General features: G+C 71.7%; 12 protein-coding genes and 1 pseudogene. 3 read left to right on the plus strand and 10 right to left on the minus strand.

The features are described 5' to 3' along the window. Positions 1-65: 65 nt before the first annotated feature. On the plus strand, positions 66-1,097 hold the full coding sequence (locus ACIPK4_RS19620) for an asparaginase (RefSeq protein WP_402314175.1): 1,032 nt from the start codon (positions 66-68) through the stop codon (positions 1,095-1,097). Positions 1,098-1,130: 33 nt separating this feature from the next. Continuing rightward, the gene (gene aspA, locus ACIPK4_RS19625; protein WP_402314177.1) at positions 1,131-2,540 is read left to right on the plus strand and encodes an aspartate ammonia-lyase; all 1,410 of its coding nucleotides are present in this window, start codon (positions 1,131-1,133) and stop codon (positions 2,538-2,540) included. A 206-nt stretch (positions 2,541-2,746) separates the two neighbouring features. Here aspA and ACIPK4_RS19630 read toward each other — a convergent pair whose 3' ends face one another. From ACIPK4_RS19630 to chvE, 10 genes and pseudogenes are all read right to left on the minus strand, one after another. Beyond that, the gene (locus ACIPK4_RS19630; protein WP_402314179.1) at positions 2,747-3,247 is read right to left on the minus strand and encodes a universal stress protein; all 501 of its coding nucleotides are present in this window, start codon (positions 3,245-3,247) and stop codon (positions 2,747-2,749) included. A gap of 5 nt (positions 3,248-3,252) precedes the next feature. Beyond that, positions 3,253-4,509, minus strand: a complete 1,257-nt coding sequence (locus tag ACIPK4_RS19635; protein WP_402314406.1) for an SLC13 family permease — start codon at positions 4,507-4,509, stop codon at positions 3,253-3,255. 596 nt (positions 4,510-5,105) lie between these two features. After that, positions 5,106-5,912, minus strand: coding sequence for a hypothetical protein (locus ACIPK4_RS19640; RefSeq protein ID WP_402314181.1), 807 nt, complete (start codon positions 5,910-5,912; stop codon positions 5,106-5,108). Further along, positions 5,909-6,442, minus strand: coding sequence for a SigE family RNA polymerase sigma factor (locus ACIPK4_RS19645; protein ID WP_054224909.1), 534 nt, complete (start codon positions 6,440-6,442; stop codon positions 5,909-5,911). Before ACIPK4_RS19645 ends, ACIPK4_RS19640 begins: the two co-directional genes overlap by 4 nt. A gap of 129 nt (positions 6,443-6,571) precedes the next feature. After that, on the minus strand, positions 6,572-7,483 hold the full coding sequence (locus ACIPK4_RS19650; protein WP_402314183.1) for an expansin EXLX1 family cellulose-binding protein: 912 nt from the start codon (positions 7,481-7,483) through the stop codon (positions 6,572-6,574). Between the two features lie 442 nt (positions 7,484-7,925). Next, positions 7,926-8,000 (minus strand): annotated as a pseudogene (locus ACIPK4_RS19655) (homogentisate 1,2-dioxygenase); the annotation flags it as partial. Positions 8,001-8,373: 373 nt separating this feature from the next. Beyond that, positions 8,374-8,667, minus strand: coding sequence for a hypothetical protein (locus ACIPK4_RS19660; RefSeq protein ID WP_402314185.1), 294 nt, complete (start codon positions 8,665-8,667; stop codon positions 8,374-8,376). A gap of 71 nt (positions 8,668-8,738) precedes the next feature. Next, entirely contained in the window at positions 8,739-9,974 is a 1,236-nt protein-coding gene (gene mmsB, locus ACIPK4_RS19665) for a multiple monosaccharide ABC transporter permease (RefSeq protein WP_402314187.1), read from the minus strand. Positions 9,975-9,977: 3 nt separating this feature from the next. After that, positions 9,978-11,525, minus strand: a complete 1,548-nt coding sequence (mmsA, locus tag ACIPK4_RS19670; RefSeq protein ID WP_402314189.1) for a multiple monosaccharide ABC transporter ATP-binding protein — start codon at positions 11,523-11,525, stop codon at positions 9,978-9,980. Between the two features lie 98 nt (positions 11,526-11,623). After that, positions 11,624-12,718 carry a multiple monosaccharide ABC transporter substrate-binding protein gene (gene chvE / locus ACIPK4_RS19675; RefSeq protein WP_402314191.1) on the minus strand — a complete coding sequence of 365 codons (1,095 nt, stop codon included), beginning with the start codon at positions 12,716-12,718 and terminating at the stop codon, positions 11,624-11,626. A gap of 393 nt (positions 12,719-13,111) precedes the next feature. Between chvE and ACIPK4_RS19680 the strand changes: the two genes are divergently transcribed. Continuing rightward, complete coding sequence (locus ACIPK4_RS19680; protein ID WP_402314408.1) at positions 13,112-14,101, plus strand: LacI family DNA-binding transcriptional regulator; 990 nt, start codon at positions 13,112-13,114, stop codon at positions 14,099-14,101. Positions 14,102-14,226: the final 125 nt, after the last annotated feature.

Consider the following 14,226-nt stretch of genomic DNA (forward strand, 5'->3'; position numbering starts at 1 on the left):
CCCGGCGTTCCGGGCCCCCGCCTGCCACATCGGTCCGCAGCAACCCACCACCCAACGAGGCAGTGATGCGCAGCAGTCTCCTCGCGGACGCCCCCGCGATCCGCGAACCCCAGCATGCACCGGTCGCCCACGTCACGAGGGGTGGCGTGGTCGAGGGAGTCCACTACGGCTCCGTCGTCGTCCTCAACGGCGACGGCGGCGTCCGGTCGAGCATCGGCGACATCGAGGCCGCCTGCTACCCGCGCTCAGCCCTCAAGCCCCTCCAGGCCGCCGCCATGGTGCGGGCCGGGCTGCCGCTGGACGGCGCCCTCCTCTCCCTCGCGATGGGCAGCCACTCCGGAGAGGAGCACCACCTCGCCGGCACCCGGATGATCCTCGAACTGGCCGGCGTCTCCGAGGGCGACCTGCGCAACATCCCTGACCTGCCGTACGCCCCGGCGGTCCGGGACGCCTGGGTGCGCGGGGGCCGGGAGCCCTCCCGGCTCGCCCAGAACTGCTCCGGCAAGCACGCCGCGATGCTGTACCTGTGCAAGCTGTCGGGCTGGCCCCTGGAGACGTACCTCGACCCGGCCCACCCGCTCCAGAGGGCGATCGCCGAGGTCGTGGAGGAACTCACCGGCCAGCGCATCGCGAACGTCACCGTCGACGGCTGCGGATCCCCGCTGTTCTCGGTGTCCCTGCACGGCCTCGCCCGAGCCGCAGCCGGCATCGCCACGGCCGCGCCGGACACCGCCGAGCGCCGGGTGGCGGACGCGCTGCGAGCCCACCCGGAGATGGCCTCGGGCACCGGGCGGGACACGGCCGAACTGATGCGAGCGGTGCCCGGGCTGCTGGCCAAGGACGGCTTCGAGGGCGTCCAGGTCGCGGCGCTGCCCGACGGCAGGGCCGTCGCAGTGAAGATCGCCGACGGGGCGGACCGCGCGCGCATCCCGGTGACGGCCGCCGCCCTCGCCCGGGCGGGAGTCGAGCCGCGGCTGCTCGCCGGGTTCCAGGGCGAGCAGATGACCGGTGGCGGCCGGCCCGTCGGCGGCATCCGGCCGGTGGCGGCGCTGGGCCCACCGCCGCCACCGCCTGACCCCCTCCGCTTCACCACCTGAACCACCCACCTCAGGAAGAGGATCCGCACACCCATGACCGCCGCCACCCGCAGCGAACACGACCTGCTCGGAGACCGCGAGGTCCCCGCCGACGCCTACTGGGGCGTCCACACCCTGCGCGCCACGGAGAACTTCCCCATCACGGGCACGCCCATATCCGCCTACCCGCACCTGATCGACGCCCTCGCCACCGTCAAGGAGGCCGCCGCCCTCGCCAACGAGGAACTCGGCCTGCTGGAGCCCGCGAAGGCCGCCGCGATCGTCACCGCCTGCCAGGAGATCCGCGGCGGCAAGCTGCACGACCAGTTCGTCGTCGACGTCATCCAGGGTGGCGCCGGCACCTCGACCAACATGAACGCCAACGAGGTCGTCGCCAACCGGGCGCTGGAGCTGCTGGGCCACGCCAGGGGCGAGTACCGGCACCTGCACCCCAACGAGGACGTCAACCTCGGTCAGTCCACCAACGACGTCTACCCGACCGCCGTCCGGATCGCGACCGTCTCCGCGGTGCACGGCCTGCTGGACGCCATGGCGGTCCTCCAGGAGGCTTTCGCCCGCAAGGCCATCGAGTTCCGCGACGTGCTGAAAATGGGCCGCACCCAGCTGCAGGACGCCGTGCCGATGACGCTCGGGCAGGAGTTCTCCGCCTTCGCCGTCATGCTCGACGAGGACCGCAGCCGGCTCGCGGAGGCCCTCGAACTGATCCACGAGATCAACCTCGGCGCGACGGCGATCGGCACCGGCCTCAACGCCCCCGCCGGGTACGCCGAATCGGCCCGCCGTCATCTCGCCGGCATCACCGGGATGCCGCTGGTCACCGCGGCCAACCTGGTCGAGGCCACCCAGGACTGCGGCGCGTTCGTCCAGATGTCCGGCGTGCTCAAGCGGATCGCCGTCAAGCTGTCCAAGACGTGCAACGACCTGCGCCTGCTGTCCTCGGGACCGCGCGCGGGCCTCGGTGAGATCAACCTGCCGCCGGTACAGGCGGGTTCGAGCATCATGCCCGGCAAGGTCAATCCGGTGATCCCCGAGGTCGTCAACCAGGTCGCCTTCGAGGTGATCGGCAACGACGTCACCATCACCATGGCCGCCGAGGCGGGGCAGCTTCAGCTCAATGCCTTCGAGCCGGTCATCCTGCACTCGCTGTCGGAGTCCATCACGCACCTGCGCGCGGCCTGCCTCACCCTCGCGGAGCGCTGTGTGGCCGGCATCACCGCCAACACCGAGATGCTGCGCACGACCGTCGAGAACTCCATCGGCCTGGTGACCGCCCTGAATCCGCACATCGGGTACACGGCCGCCACCGACATCGCCAAGGAGGCCCTCGCCAGTGGCCGGGGTGTGGCCGAGCTCGTCCTGGAGAGGGGCCTGCTCCCGGCCGAGAAGCTCGCCGCGCTGCTGCGGCCCGAGGTGATCGCGGGAACCGGCGCGGCTGGGGCCTGACGGTTCGGCCACCGCCCGGGCGCCCGTGGACGCCGGGTCCGCACCGGACCGGCGCCCCGATGGTGTGGCTCGGCGTCCCGCGACGCCGGGCCGGGAGCCGTCACCGTGGCGGCCCGGACCCCCTCGCCGCCGGGGAGGGAACCCCCGGCCCCGTACCCGCCGTCCGGGGAGCACTTCCGACACCGGGCCCTCGGGTTCCGCCGTGGCTAACGGTGGTGCGGGGGGTCGGGTGGCGGGGGCGGGATGGCAGCCGTGCCCGGCGCTGTCTCCGGCCAGACCAGCAGGACCGGGCACGGGGCGTGGTCGACGACGAAACGGCTTCCAGGGCCGAGACTGCGGGGTCCGAGGTGGGTGCGGTCACCGTCGCGGGCGAGGATGAGCAGGTCGGCGCCTTCGGCGGCGGCCACGACCTCGCGTTCGACGCGGCCCGAGCGTTCCTGCCGGGTGCACGGGCGTCCCAGCCTCTCGGCCGCACCGGCCAGGAGCCGTTCGCCGGCCGCGGCGGCCAGGTGCTCCACCCGCGTGCCGGGGTCGCGATCGGGGCGTGCGCGGCCCAGCAGCCCGGCGTAGGCGCCGTGCGCTGCGCCCGGCGCCTCGGGGCCGGCCACGTGCAGCAGCACCACGTCGGCGCCCTGGGGCGCATGGGCGCGCGCGGCGTCGACGCAGGCGGGCCAGGTGCCCTCGACGATCCAGACGATGACGGTCACCGTGTTCAGCCTCCGATCGTGTGGAGTGACACCCACAGTGCCACCACCGAGAGCAGCAGGGCGGCCGGCGTGGCGAGCAGGCCGAGCCGGGTGAACTCGCCCAGGTGCACGTCGGTGCCGTGCTCGCGCACGACCCGCCGCCACAGCAGCGTGGCCAGGGAGCCGGCGTAGGTGAGGTTCGGGCCGATGTTCACGCCGAGGAGCACGGCCAGGACCGCGCCCGGGCCGGTGGGGGCGGTCAGCGGCAGCAGCACCAGGACGGCGGGCAGGTTGTTGATGACGTTCGCGAGGACGGCCGCCAGCGCCGCGATGGCGAGGAGGGATGCCAGGTCGGTGCCGGCCGGGACCACGTGGCCCAGTGCATCCGCGAGGCCGTTGTCCACGACCGCCCGGACCACGACGCCCAGCGCCAGCACGAAGACGCAGAACGGCAGGGCCGCGGCCCGCACGATCGCCACGGGGGTGGTGCGCCGCCGGGCCAGGGCGCGGGCCGCCAGGACGGCCGCACCCGCGGCCGCCGCCCAGGCCGGGTCGATGCCGAACACCGAGGCCAGCACGAAGCCCGCCAGGGTGCCCGCCACCGTGAGCAGGGCGAACAGGGGGAGTTCGGGCGGCTCGGCGGCGGGCGGGGCGTCGGCGCCCGCGTCCAGGTCGGTGGCGAAGAAGCGCCGGATCACCACGTACTCGGCCCCGATGGCGGCCAGCCAGGGCAGCGCCATCAACGCGGCGAACCGGGTGAAGGCCAGGCCGCTGGCTGCGAATGCCAGCAGATTGGTCAGGTTGGACACCGGCAGCAGCAGCGAGGCGCTGTTCGACAGATGGGTGCAGGCGTACACGTGCGGCTTGGCACGGGCGCCCAGCCGGGTGGCGGTGGCGAAGACCACCGGCGTCAGCAGTACCACTGTGGCGTCGAGGCTGAGGACCGCGGTGATGAGGGAGGCCATCACGAAGACGAGGACCAGCAGGCGGCGGGGGCGGCCGGCCGCCCGGCGCGCCATCCAGGCGCCGCAGGCGTGGAAGAGGCCCTCGTCGTCGCACAGCTGGGCCAGGACCAGGACGGCCGCGAGGAAGCCGATCACCGGGCCCAGCCTGGCGGCCTCGGCCGCGGCGTGGTCGAGGGAGATCGCTCCCGCGGCGATCACCACTCCGGCGGCGGGGACCGCCACGACCGCCTCCGGCCAGCCCCACGGCCTGATCACCGCGCAGGCCAGGACGGCGAGGAGCAGGACGACGGACAGTGCTTCAGCGGGTGCGGCGTTCAGGGTCGGAGCCTTTCGGGCGCGGTTCCGGTAGGGGGAGACCAGTTCGTTGTACAGCGTCAGGCACTCAGGCGCGTACCGTCGCCACACCGCGGCCGGCGTGGTCGGCGCGGTCGCCGAACATGCGAAGCCCCGATTCCGTGCCAACGCCGCGGCAGGGGCTGGCTCGTGCGCACGCCCGTGGCGGCCGGTGACGAGCGGTGTGTGTGGACGGCCATCCGCCGGCGCTGGACGACCTCGGGTCCGGCACTGGGCGAGCCCGGTGTGCTCGGCCCCACCCGGTGTCCGTGCAAACCGACGTGGAAGCCGCGACGCCGGATGCCGGCGCCCGCCGGGCGTTGATGTCCGTGGACAGCGACAAGGTGCTGGACGCGCCGCGGGCGGACCTGTCGGACGACCCCCGGACGAGGCAGCAGGTCTTGGGACAGCGACGAGGTGCTGGACGTGCCCGGGGCGGACCTGTCGGACGACGCCCGGACGAGGCAGCAGGTCTGGGCCCGCCCCGCCCCGTGGGCCGGGCGGGGGTCCGCGCCGGCCACCCACGGGCGGGCCGCTGCCGAGGATGGCCGCGGCACGTCGACCGGGACACCGGCACGGACTCACCGTGCCGGGGTGAAGCCGCCCCAGACCGAGAGGGCGCCGCGCGGACCGGTTGCGTCGACGCGGTAGCCGTCGTGCTTGGCCTCGCGCCGGCCGGCGGCGTGGTTGTACTGGCCGGCGAAGACGTGCTGTCCGGCCGGGACCGTACGGCCCGGCTTGAGGGTCCAGCGGTAGACCACGGCTCCGCCTTCAGGCTGCACGGTGACGGTGAAGTCGTCGGCCGGCAGCGTCCGCCAGTTGCCGGTGCTCTGCACTGCGCCGGTCTGCGTGATGCGCAGTTCCACGGTGAGCGCGGTGAGGGGCTGGGTGGTCTTGAGGGTGATGTCGCTCTGCGCCCAGTAGGTGTTGCTGCTCGCGTTCAGGGAGCCGGCCGACCACAGAGGACCGTCCTGGACGTGCGCGCTGTCGGGCCGGGCCGAGGCCGTGCCCCCGGACACCTCCGGGCTGGGGCTCGTCGAGGACGAGCGGTCCGGCGCGGACGGGCCGCCGGTGGCGGGCGCCGGCGGTGTCGTGTGGGGCGTCCAGGGCGCGGACGGCGCGGACGGCGCGGCGGGGGTGCCCGAGTTGTCCGGCCTGGCCGGCGGGGACTGGACGATGGCGGCGACGGCGAAACCACCGCCCGCCAGAATGCCGGCCGCGGCGAGGGAGGCCAGTGCCACCCTGGGCCAGGGCCTCGCGCCGGACGACTCCCGGTGGCGGTCGGGGGCGCCGGACATACCGCGCTCCAGGCGTGCCAGGATCCGGGCGCGGTCGGGCTGGTGTGCCTCGGCGGCTGTGCGCAGCCGCGCGCTGAGCTCCTCGTTCATCGGCTCCTCCTCCCCGCCAGCAGTTCCCCGGCTGCTTCCGTACCGCCCAGCATCCGTTCCAGTTCGGCCATCCCCTTCGAGGTCTGGCTCTTCACCGTACCGACCGATATCCCGAGCGTCAGCGCGGTGTCCTTCTCCGACAGGTCGAAGGCGTGCCGCAGGACCACGCACGTCCGCTTCCGGAACGGCAACCGGGCGAGAGCCGTACGCACGTCCACCACGGCAGCCACGTCCGGGCCGCCCGACGGCTCCACTCCGCGGGACCAGAACAGGGCGATCCGGCGGCGTTCGCGAACCGCGCTGCGGATCCGTGACCGTGCCAGGTTGGCGACCACGCCACGTGCGTAGGCGAGCGGGTACTCGACCTGGCCCAGCCGGTCCCAGCGCTGCCACAGCGCGATCAGGGCGTCCGCGGCCAGATCGTCGGCGCCGTCCGCCTCACCCGTCAGGAGATGCGCGAAACGGGCGAGTTCGGCGTAGTGGCGTTCGAAGAACTCGTGGAACTGCGCGGACGCGTCATCGAGGACCATGGCCGTCGGTCGCCCCCCTCCACAAATGTTTGCGTTAACATCCAGCCGGGAGCGTATCAGTGCCCGGTCGATCGGGGGTGCGCCCGATGCGCCGCACCCCCGATCCGCTCGCCCGGCCGCGGTGCGGTTTCAGTGCGGGGCGAACTGGACCCGGGTCGGTTGCGCGACGTTCGGCAGCAGCGCGGTCCCGTCGACCGTCAGCTGCTCTCCGTAGATGTCGGTGATCCTCATCGCGCCGCCGCACCCGCTGCCGTCGGAGGAGAGGAAGTAGTTGTAGTCGGTGCGGGGCAGTCTCCGCCAGCCGTTGGTGGTGCGTACCTCCAGCCGTGCGACCGGATTCCGGTGGTCGATCACCTGGATGCCGCACCAATAGGGGCTGGATCCGGTCTTGTACCGGATGGAGAGCGGGCCGGACGTGTGGGGGCTCAGCAGGCTCCAGGTGATCGGGATACGGCCGAGCTTGGGATCCGCCAGTTTCGCGAAGGCCTGTTCGCTGAGGTCCAGTTGTCCGGGTGCGCAGGGCAGTGGGCATTCGTTGGTGATCCGGACCGTGATCGAGGCGCCGCTCGCGGCGCGTACGCGCACGTACGCGCCGCACGCCCGGGACGACTCGTAGTCGGTGGTGTTCATCGCCGCGATCATGAGGTCGTCGCTCGGGCCGAACAGGCAGGCGCCGTTGCCGTCGCCGGCAGCGTAGGCGGTGGCGACGCCCTTGTAGGTGGCCCCGGGCTGGATGCGCCCTGCCGACGGTGCCGGGGAGGACGCCGGCGGCCGGATCTCCTTCGCCGGAGGCTGTGACGTCGCCGCGGTGGTCGCCCCGACGTCCGCCGTCGGGGTTGCCACGGCAGGCGAGCTGTTCGCCGGGGGTGCGGGGCTCGTCGGGGCCGAGGGCGTGGCTCCCGCCAGGGGGGCGGCGGGGGCGGCCATGTCGGCCCCGGCCCCGGCCCCGGTCCCGGTCCCGGACTTGGGGCCGGGGAGCACGGCGGTCACCAGGCAGAGGAGGCCGCCCGCGGCGGTCAGCATCACCGCCGTTCCCCTCATCAGCCTGTGTCTACGCTTGCGCTGCCGCGCGGCCTGTCGTGCAGTCTGCATGTCCGTCCGTCCGAAGATTCGAGTCGAGGTGCACTGCCTGGTCGCCGCAGGATGCGAAAAGGTTGCCGACGGATGCCGGCGGTTGCCGGCGGGCGCGCGGGTCCTTCGGGGCGGCCGGGCAGCCGCGTCCCGTACCGGTCCGCCCATTGGGCGGGGGAGCGATGAGGGCGACGCCGGCTGCGCCCGCCGGATGAACGGCCCGTGCTCCGCTCCCCGGAGGGGCGAGCTGGGAGATCCCCACAGCGCGGCCCGTACCTCGGCAGCGGCCCGTGCAGGGTGTTCGGCCAGGCAGCCGACGCCCTGCTGCAGCGGAGTGGTGAGCCAGCCGGGATCGGGGCCGGCGCGGGTCCCGTACCCCGTGCCGTGTACGTCAAGCGGGCCTCCTGCCTCCTGGCCGGGCGACGTCCTCGTACGCGGCCACCGGGGCCCGGAAGTCGCGACCGGCGGCGAGGCCGTTGGCGCCGATTAGCGATGGGGCTGCCAAAGAGCCGGCAGCCTGCACAGCCGAGGGGGCCCGGAGCCGTGGGTGGACCACTGCTTCGGCACACACGCGAGCGTCACGGCGGCGACGCGTACCCGCTGCCCGCGGACCGGCATCGACGTCCGGGCGGACGCCTCCGTCGGGCAGTTGACGTCTTTCGGCAGGCGGCGACGCCGGAGACGGGCGTAGGGGCGGAACGCTCACCGTGCCGGGCAGTCACCTCCGGCGGACGACCTGCGCGGCCGGGACGACCGGTCCGCCCGGCCGGGACGGCGGTGTCCCTGCACCACGGCCCCGGGCACGGGGCCGGAGCAACGACGGCGACGCGATGCGCCGTGCCACGTGTTCGGAAGCCGCTTCACCTCCAGGTGCGCCCACAGCGCAGGTGGGACGCACCGGATCTCGACGACTCCCCGATGGCCGCGGTGCCGGACTCGATGTCCGCGTGGTGCGTGGAGGCGACCGGTCGGCCGGACCGGCGCAACGAGCCGCCGTACGCGTCGGGTGTGGCGGCGCTCCGCGCGGGCCGGCGGCTGGTCCGGGCCGCCCAGCTGGTCAAGCCCCGCCGTACCCGGGTCACGAGTACGACGTCTCCTTCCCCGCGTACGGGTCCCTCTTCGAGCAGATCGTCGACGCGCGAGCGGAGCCGCACGAGGCGGGCTCCCCGGCAGCGGAGTCACCCCCCTCGTGCGGGCGGCGATGCCGGGCCGAGGAGAGGCGAGGTCAGGCTCCGGCCTTGCGCTTGTTGTAGACGTCGAAGCCGACGGCCGCCAGCAGGACCAGGCCCTTGATCACCTGCTGGTAGTCGGTACCCACGCCGACCAGCGACATGCCGTTGTTCAGCACGCCCAGCACCAGACCGCCGGTGAGCGCACCGATGACGGTTCCCACACCGCCGCTCGCGGAGGCGCCGCCGATGAAGGCGGCGGCGATCGCCTCCAGCTCGAAGTTGATGCCGGCCTGCGGCGTACCGGCGTTGAGCCGCGCTGCGAAGACCAGCCCGGCCAGGGCCGCCAGGACGCCCATGTTCACGAAGGCGAGGAAGACGACCCGCTTGCTCTTCACCCCGGACAGCCTCGCCGCCGCCTCGTTGCCGCCGATGGCGTAGGTGTGCCGGCCGAGGATCGAGTTGCGCATCACGTATCCGAAGCCGACCAGCAGGACGCCCAGGATCAGCAGGACGATCGGCACCCCGTGGTAGCTGGCCAGCAGCAGCGTGAACGTCACCACGGCCGCGGTGATCGCGCCGAGCTTCACCAGGAACAGTCCGGCCGGAAGCGGTTCCAGCCCGTACGAGGCGGCCCGCCGCCGTCCGCGCAGCTCCTGCACGATCGCCACGGCCAGTACCGACAGGCCCAGCAGCAGCGTGAGGTTGTGGTAGTCGGTGTGGGGGCCGACCGCGGGGAGGAAGCCGCTGCTGATGTTCTGGAAACCCTTGGGGAACGGCGCCACCGACTGGCCCTGCAGGAGGATCTGGGTCCCACCGCGGAACAGCAGCATGCCGGCCAGCGTGACGATGAACGACGGGATCCCGAGATAGGCGATCCAGAACCCCTGCCAGGCACCGGCGAGAGCCCCGATCAGCAGCGCGACCAGCAGAGCCGCGGGCCACGGCATCTTGTGCTCGACCATCATCACCGCCGCAGCCGCCCCCACGAAGGCCGCGAGCGACCCGACCGACAGGTCGATGTGCCCGGCGATGATGACGATCATCATGCCGATGGACAGGATGAGGATGTAGCCGTTCTGCTGGATCAGATTGGTGATGTTGAGCGGCTGGAGCAGGATGCCGTCCGTCCAGAACTGGAACAGCAGCACGATCAGCGCCAGCGCGACCAGCATCCCGTACTGGCGCAGGTTGCCCCGCAGCGCCCCGGCCAGTACGGCACCGGCCGACGGTCGTGGGCCGGTTTCCGGGGGACTGGGCGCGGTCTCCGGGGTGGTCTCGATCTGGGCCATGCCTCACACCTGCTTGTCGGGGTATGCCGCGCTCATGGTCATGAGCCGCATGAGGGATTCCTGGGTGGCCTCGGCGCGGGTCACCTCACCGGTGATCCGGCCTTCGGCCATGGTGTAGATCCGGTCGCAGAGGCCCAGAAGCTCGGGGAGCTCGGAGGAGATGACGAGTACCGTCCGTCCCTGGGCCGCGAGTTCGGCGATGACGGTGTAGATCTCCGCCTTGGCGCCGATGTCGATGCCCCGGGTCGGTTCGTCGAGGATCAGCACCTCCGGATCGGCGAAGATCCATTTACTGAGGACGACCTTCTGCTGGTTGCCGCCGCTGAGCTTGCCGGTCTCCGCGAACACGGAGGGTGCCTTGATGTTCATCGTCCGCCGGAACGTTTCGGCGATCCGCGCCTCCTCGTGCCGGTCGACCCAGCCCCGCCGGGCCACCTTGCCCAGGGCGCTCAGGGAGATGTTCCGGCTGATGTCGTCGCCCAGGTTGAGGCCGAGCTGCTTGCGGTCCTCGGTCACGTACGCGATGCCGTGTCCGATCGCCTCCGGCACCGTCCGGGTACGGATCTCCCGCCCGTGCAGCCGCACCCGGCCGCCGGTCCACCGTCCGTACGAGCGGCCGAAGACGCTCATGGCCAACTCGGTGCGGCCGGCGCCCATGAGGCCGGCGATGCCGACGATCTCGCCGCTACGGACGTTGAGCGAAGCGCCGTCGACCACCTTGCGCCGGTGGTCGATCGGGTGCTGGACGCTCCAGTCATCGATTTCGAAGGCGACCTCGCCGATCCGCGGGGCGCGCTCGGGGTAGCGGTGCTCCAGGTCGCGGCCGACCATGCCACGGATGATCCGCTCCTCGGAGATGCCGTCGGGACCGATCGCGAGGGTCTCGATGGTCCGCCCGTCGCGCAGGACGGTGACGGCATCGGCGACACGGGCGATCTCGTTCAGCTTGTGCGAGATGAGGATGCAGGAGATGCCCTGAGCCTTGAGTTCGAGGATCAGGTCGAGCAGCTTGCGGCTGTCCGCGTCGTTCAGGGCGGCCGTCGGCTCGTCCAGGATGAGCAACTTGACCTTCTTGGCGAGGGCCTTGGCGATCTCGACCAACTGCTGCTTGCCCACGCCGAGATCGGCGATCCTGGTGTGCGGGCTCTCGTCGAGTCCGACCTGCCGGATCAGTGCGGCGGCGTGGGTCAGCGTCCGGTGCCAGCTGATGAACCCCCGGGTGGCGTGCTCGTTGCCGAGGAAGATGTTCTCGGCGATGGAGAGGTAGGGGACAAGGGCGAGTTCCTGGTGGATGATGACGATGCCGCGCTGCTCGCTGGCCCGGATGTCCCGGAAGTGGCAGGGTTCGCCCTCGAAGTAGATCTCGCCTTCGTAGCTGCCGTGCGGGTGGACCCCGCTGAGTACCTTCATCAGTGTGGACTTGCCGGCGCCGTTCTCGCCGCAGACGGCGTGCACCTCCCCTGCGCCGACGGTCAGGTCGACGCCGGAGAGAGCCTTGACACCGGGAAACGCCTTGCTGATCGACCGCATCTCGAGAACGGGTCGGGCCATGGTTGCGCATCCGTATCGTCGGGGCGGTGCAACGCCGGGCGGTCTCCCGGGCGTCGCACCGCCGGTTCGCACGGGGGCCGCCGATCGGACCCCGTGGGCTACTTGAGCTGATCCGCGGTGTACTGGCCGCTGTCCACCAGGATCTTCCGGTAGTTCTCCTTGTCGACGCTGACCGGCTGGAGCAGCTGCGCCGGGACGGTCTTGACGCCGTTGTCGTACTGGCGGGTGTCATTGACCTCGGGCTTGCCACCGGTCAGCAGTGCGTCGCCCATCTGGACCGCGGCCTTGGCCAGTTGGCGGGTGTCCTTGTAGACGGTCTGGGTCTGCTCGCCGGCAATGATCGACTTCACCGAGGCCAGCTCACCGTCCTGACCCGTGACGACGGGCAGTGGCTGGCCGGTCCCGTAGCCGACGCCCTTCAGCGAGGAGATGATGCCGATCGAGATGCCGTCGTACGGCGAGAGCACCGCGTCGACGCGGGCCGCGGTGTACGACTTGCTCAGCAGGTTGTCCATCCGGGACTGGGCGAGACCGCCGTCCCAGCGCAGTGTGGCGATCTGGTTGAGGGAGGTCTGCCCGCTCTGCACGACCAGCATCTTGTTGTCGATGTACGGCTTGAGGGCGCTCATCGCGCCGTTGTAGAAGAACGTGGAGTTGTTGTCGTCCGGTGAGCCGGCGAACAGCTCGATGTTGAAGGGGCCCTTGCCGTCCTTGAGGCCGAGTTTGTCGACGATGTAACTGCCCTGGAGGACGCCGACCTTGTAGTTGTCGAAGGTCGCGTAGTAATCGACGTTCCCCGTGCCGCGGATCAGCCGGTCGTAGGAGATGACGGGGATGTGGGCGTCGGCGGCCTTCTGCAGCACGTTGGTGAGCGAGGAACCGTCGATGGCGGCGATCACCAGCAGCTTGGCTCCCTTGGTGATCATGTTTTCCACCTGGGAGACCTGGTTCTCCACGACGTTGTCGCCGTACTGGAGGTCGGTCTTGTACCCCTTGGCCTGGAACTCCTTGACCATGTTGGTGCCGTCGTTGATCCAGCGCTCCGAAGACTTGGTCGGCATCGCGATGCCGATGAGGCCCCCTTTGGCGTCTCCGCCGGCCCCGCCGCCGCCCGCTCCGTTGGCACTCTGGCCGCAGGCTGTCAGCGACAGCGTGAGGCCCACGGAGACGAGGCCCGCTGAAAGCTTCCGCACAGTTCCTCCAGTGATGTTCCGCGACCGGCACAGTGCGACCCGGTTCGGGTGACCGGAAGCGGTCGAGCGGGGGCGGCCGGGAGTCGTCTTCTCGCGCTGCGCGAAGTCCGGCGTTGCAGCGGCTCCGGCCTGGCGTTACATGAGTGTTAACGCTCACAACAGTGCCCGTCAAGGGTCTGCCCGTGTCGCCGTTCAGTCTTCAACAACACGCAGGCGATCAGCTTCCTGGACCCTGCCGCCGACGACCGCCTGCCGCCGGTCCACTGGAGGGCGGGGCTGACGCGAAGCTCATATCGCCTTCGTCGAGGGTCGGTAGCGTACCGTGGCCAGGAGTCGAGGAGGGAAGTGCGCGTGGGGAACGACAGTGCCGGGACCGAGCGGCGCCACCCGGTGATGGCGGACGTGGCGAAGTTGGCCGGCGTGTCCCACCAGACGGTGTCCCGGGTGCTCAACGGCGCCCCGCACGTGCGGCCCGGCACCCGGGAGCGCGTGCTCGCCGCCATCCGGGAGCTGGACTACCGGCCCAACTCCGCCGCCCGCGCCCTGGTCACCCGACGCTCGCAAACCCTCGGCGTGGTCAGCTTCGAATCGACGCTGTACGGTCCCGCCTCGATGCTGCACGGCATCGAGCAGGCTGCGCGCAGTGCGGGGTACTTCGTCAGCGTGACGAGTCTGCGCTCCCTGGACGGCCGCTCGGTTCAGGAGGCCGTCGACCGACTGCGCGACCAGGGCGTGGAAGGCGTGGTCGTGATCGCGCCCCAGATCTCCGCGGTCAGCGCGGTGGCCAAGCTCTCCAGTTCCGTGCCGGTCGTCGCGGTCGGACCGGGCAGCCAGTCACGGGTTCCGATGGTCTCGGTGGACAACCGGTCCGGCGCCGAAGCGGCCACCGGACACCTGCTCGATCTGGGGCACCGCACCGTGCACCACTTGGCGGGGCCGGCCGGCTGGCTGGAGAGCCGGGACCGCCAGGAGGGCTGGCGCGGCGCCCTGGAGGCCGCCGGAGCCCCCGTGCCGCGTGTCGAGCCCGGCGACTGGAGTGCGCGCGCCGGCTACCAGGCGGGCTTGCGGATCGCCGAACTGGACGACGTCACTGCCGTCTTCTGCGCAAATGACCACATGGCGCTCGGCCTGCTGCGCGCCCTGCACGAGGCCGGCCGCTCGATCCCGGGCGACATCAGCGTGGTCGGCTTCGACGACATTCCCGAGGCCGCCTACTTCACCCCGCCCCTGACCACCGTGCGGCAGGACTTCGGCGAGCTCGGCCGCCGGGCCCTGGAACTGCTCGTAGAGGAGCTCGAGGGCGTCGCGCACACGCGTACCCACGTGCGGATCCCGCCCGAGATGGTGCTGCGTCGCAGCGCGGGTCCCGCCACCCGCCGTTGAGTCGGCACCGTCGGGCCCGAGGCTGACCGCCCCGGCGGCCCACGCTCACTGCCGCGTCGGACTCCCTGGGCCGAGGGCCTCGGCGATTCCTTGACACGGCGATTGTTAACGCTCACAATTTCTCA

This window comes from Streptomyces sp. NPDC086989, from assembly GCF_044745505.1.
Classification (GTDB): domain Bacteria; phylum Actinomycetota; class Actinomycetes; order Streptomycetales; family Streptomycetaceae; genus Streptomyces.

What these genes read in the sequence shown, in the direction of transcription:
- ACIPK4_RS19650 (WP_402314183.1), bottom strand. Translation starts at nt 7,483, where the DNA reads ATGAGGGGAACGGCGGTGATGCTGACCGCCGCGGGCGGCCTCCTCTGC.
- ACIPK4_RS19680 (WP_402314408.1), top strand. Translation starts at nt 13,112, where the DNA reads ATGGCGGACGTGGCGAAGTTGGCCGGCGTGTCCCACCAGACGGTGTCC.
- mmsB (WP_402314187.1), bottom strand. Translation starts at nt 9,974, where the DNA reads ATGGCCCAGATCGAGACCACCCCGGAGACCGCGCCCAGTCCCCCGGAA.
- ACIPK4_RS19620 (WP_402314175.1), top strand. Translation starts at nt 66, where the DNA reads ATGCGCAGCAGTCTCCTCGCGGACGCCCCCGCGATCCGCGAACCCCAG.
- ACIPK4_RS19640 (WP_402314181.1), bottom strand. Translation starts at nt 5,912, where the DNA reads ATGAACGAGGAGCTCAGCGCGCGGCTGCGCACAGCCGCCGAGGCACAC.
- aspA (WP_402314177.1), top strand. Translation starts at nt 1,131, where the DNA reads ATGACCGCCGCCACCCGCAGCGAACACGACCTGCTCGGAGACCGCGAG.
- mmsA (WP_402314189.1), bottom strand. Translation starts at nt 11,525, where the DNA reads ATGGCCCGACCCGTTCTCGAGATGCGGTCGATCAGCAAGGCGTTTCCC.
- ACIPK4_RS19645 (WP_054224909.1), bottom strand. Translation starts at nt 6,442, where the DNA reads ATGGTCCTCGATGACGCGTCCGCGCAGTTCCACGAGTTCTTCGAACGC.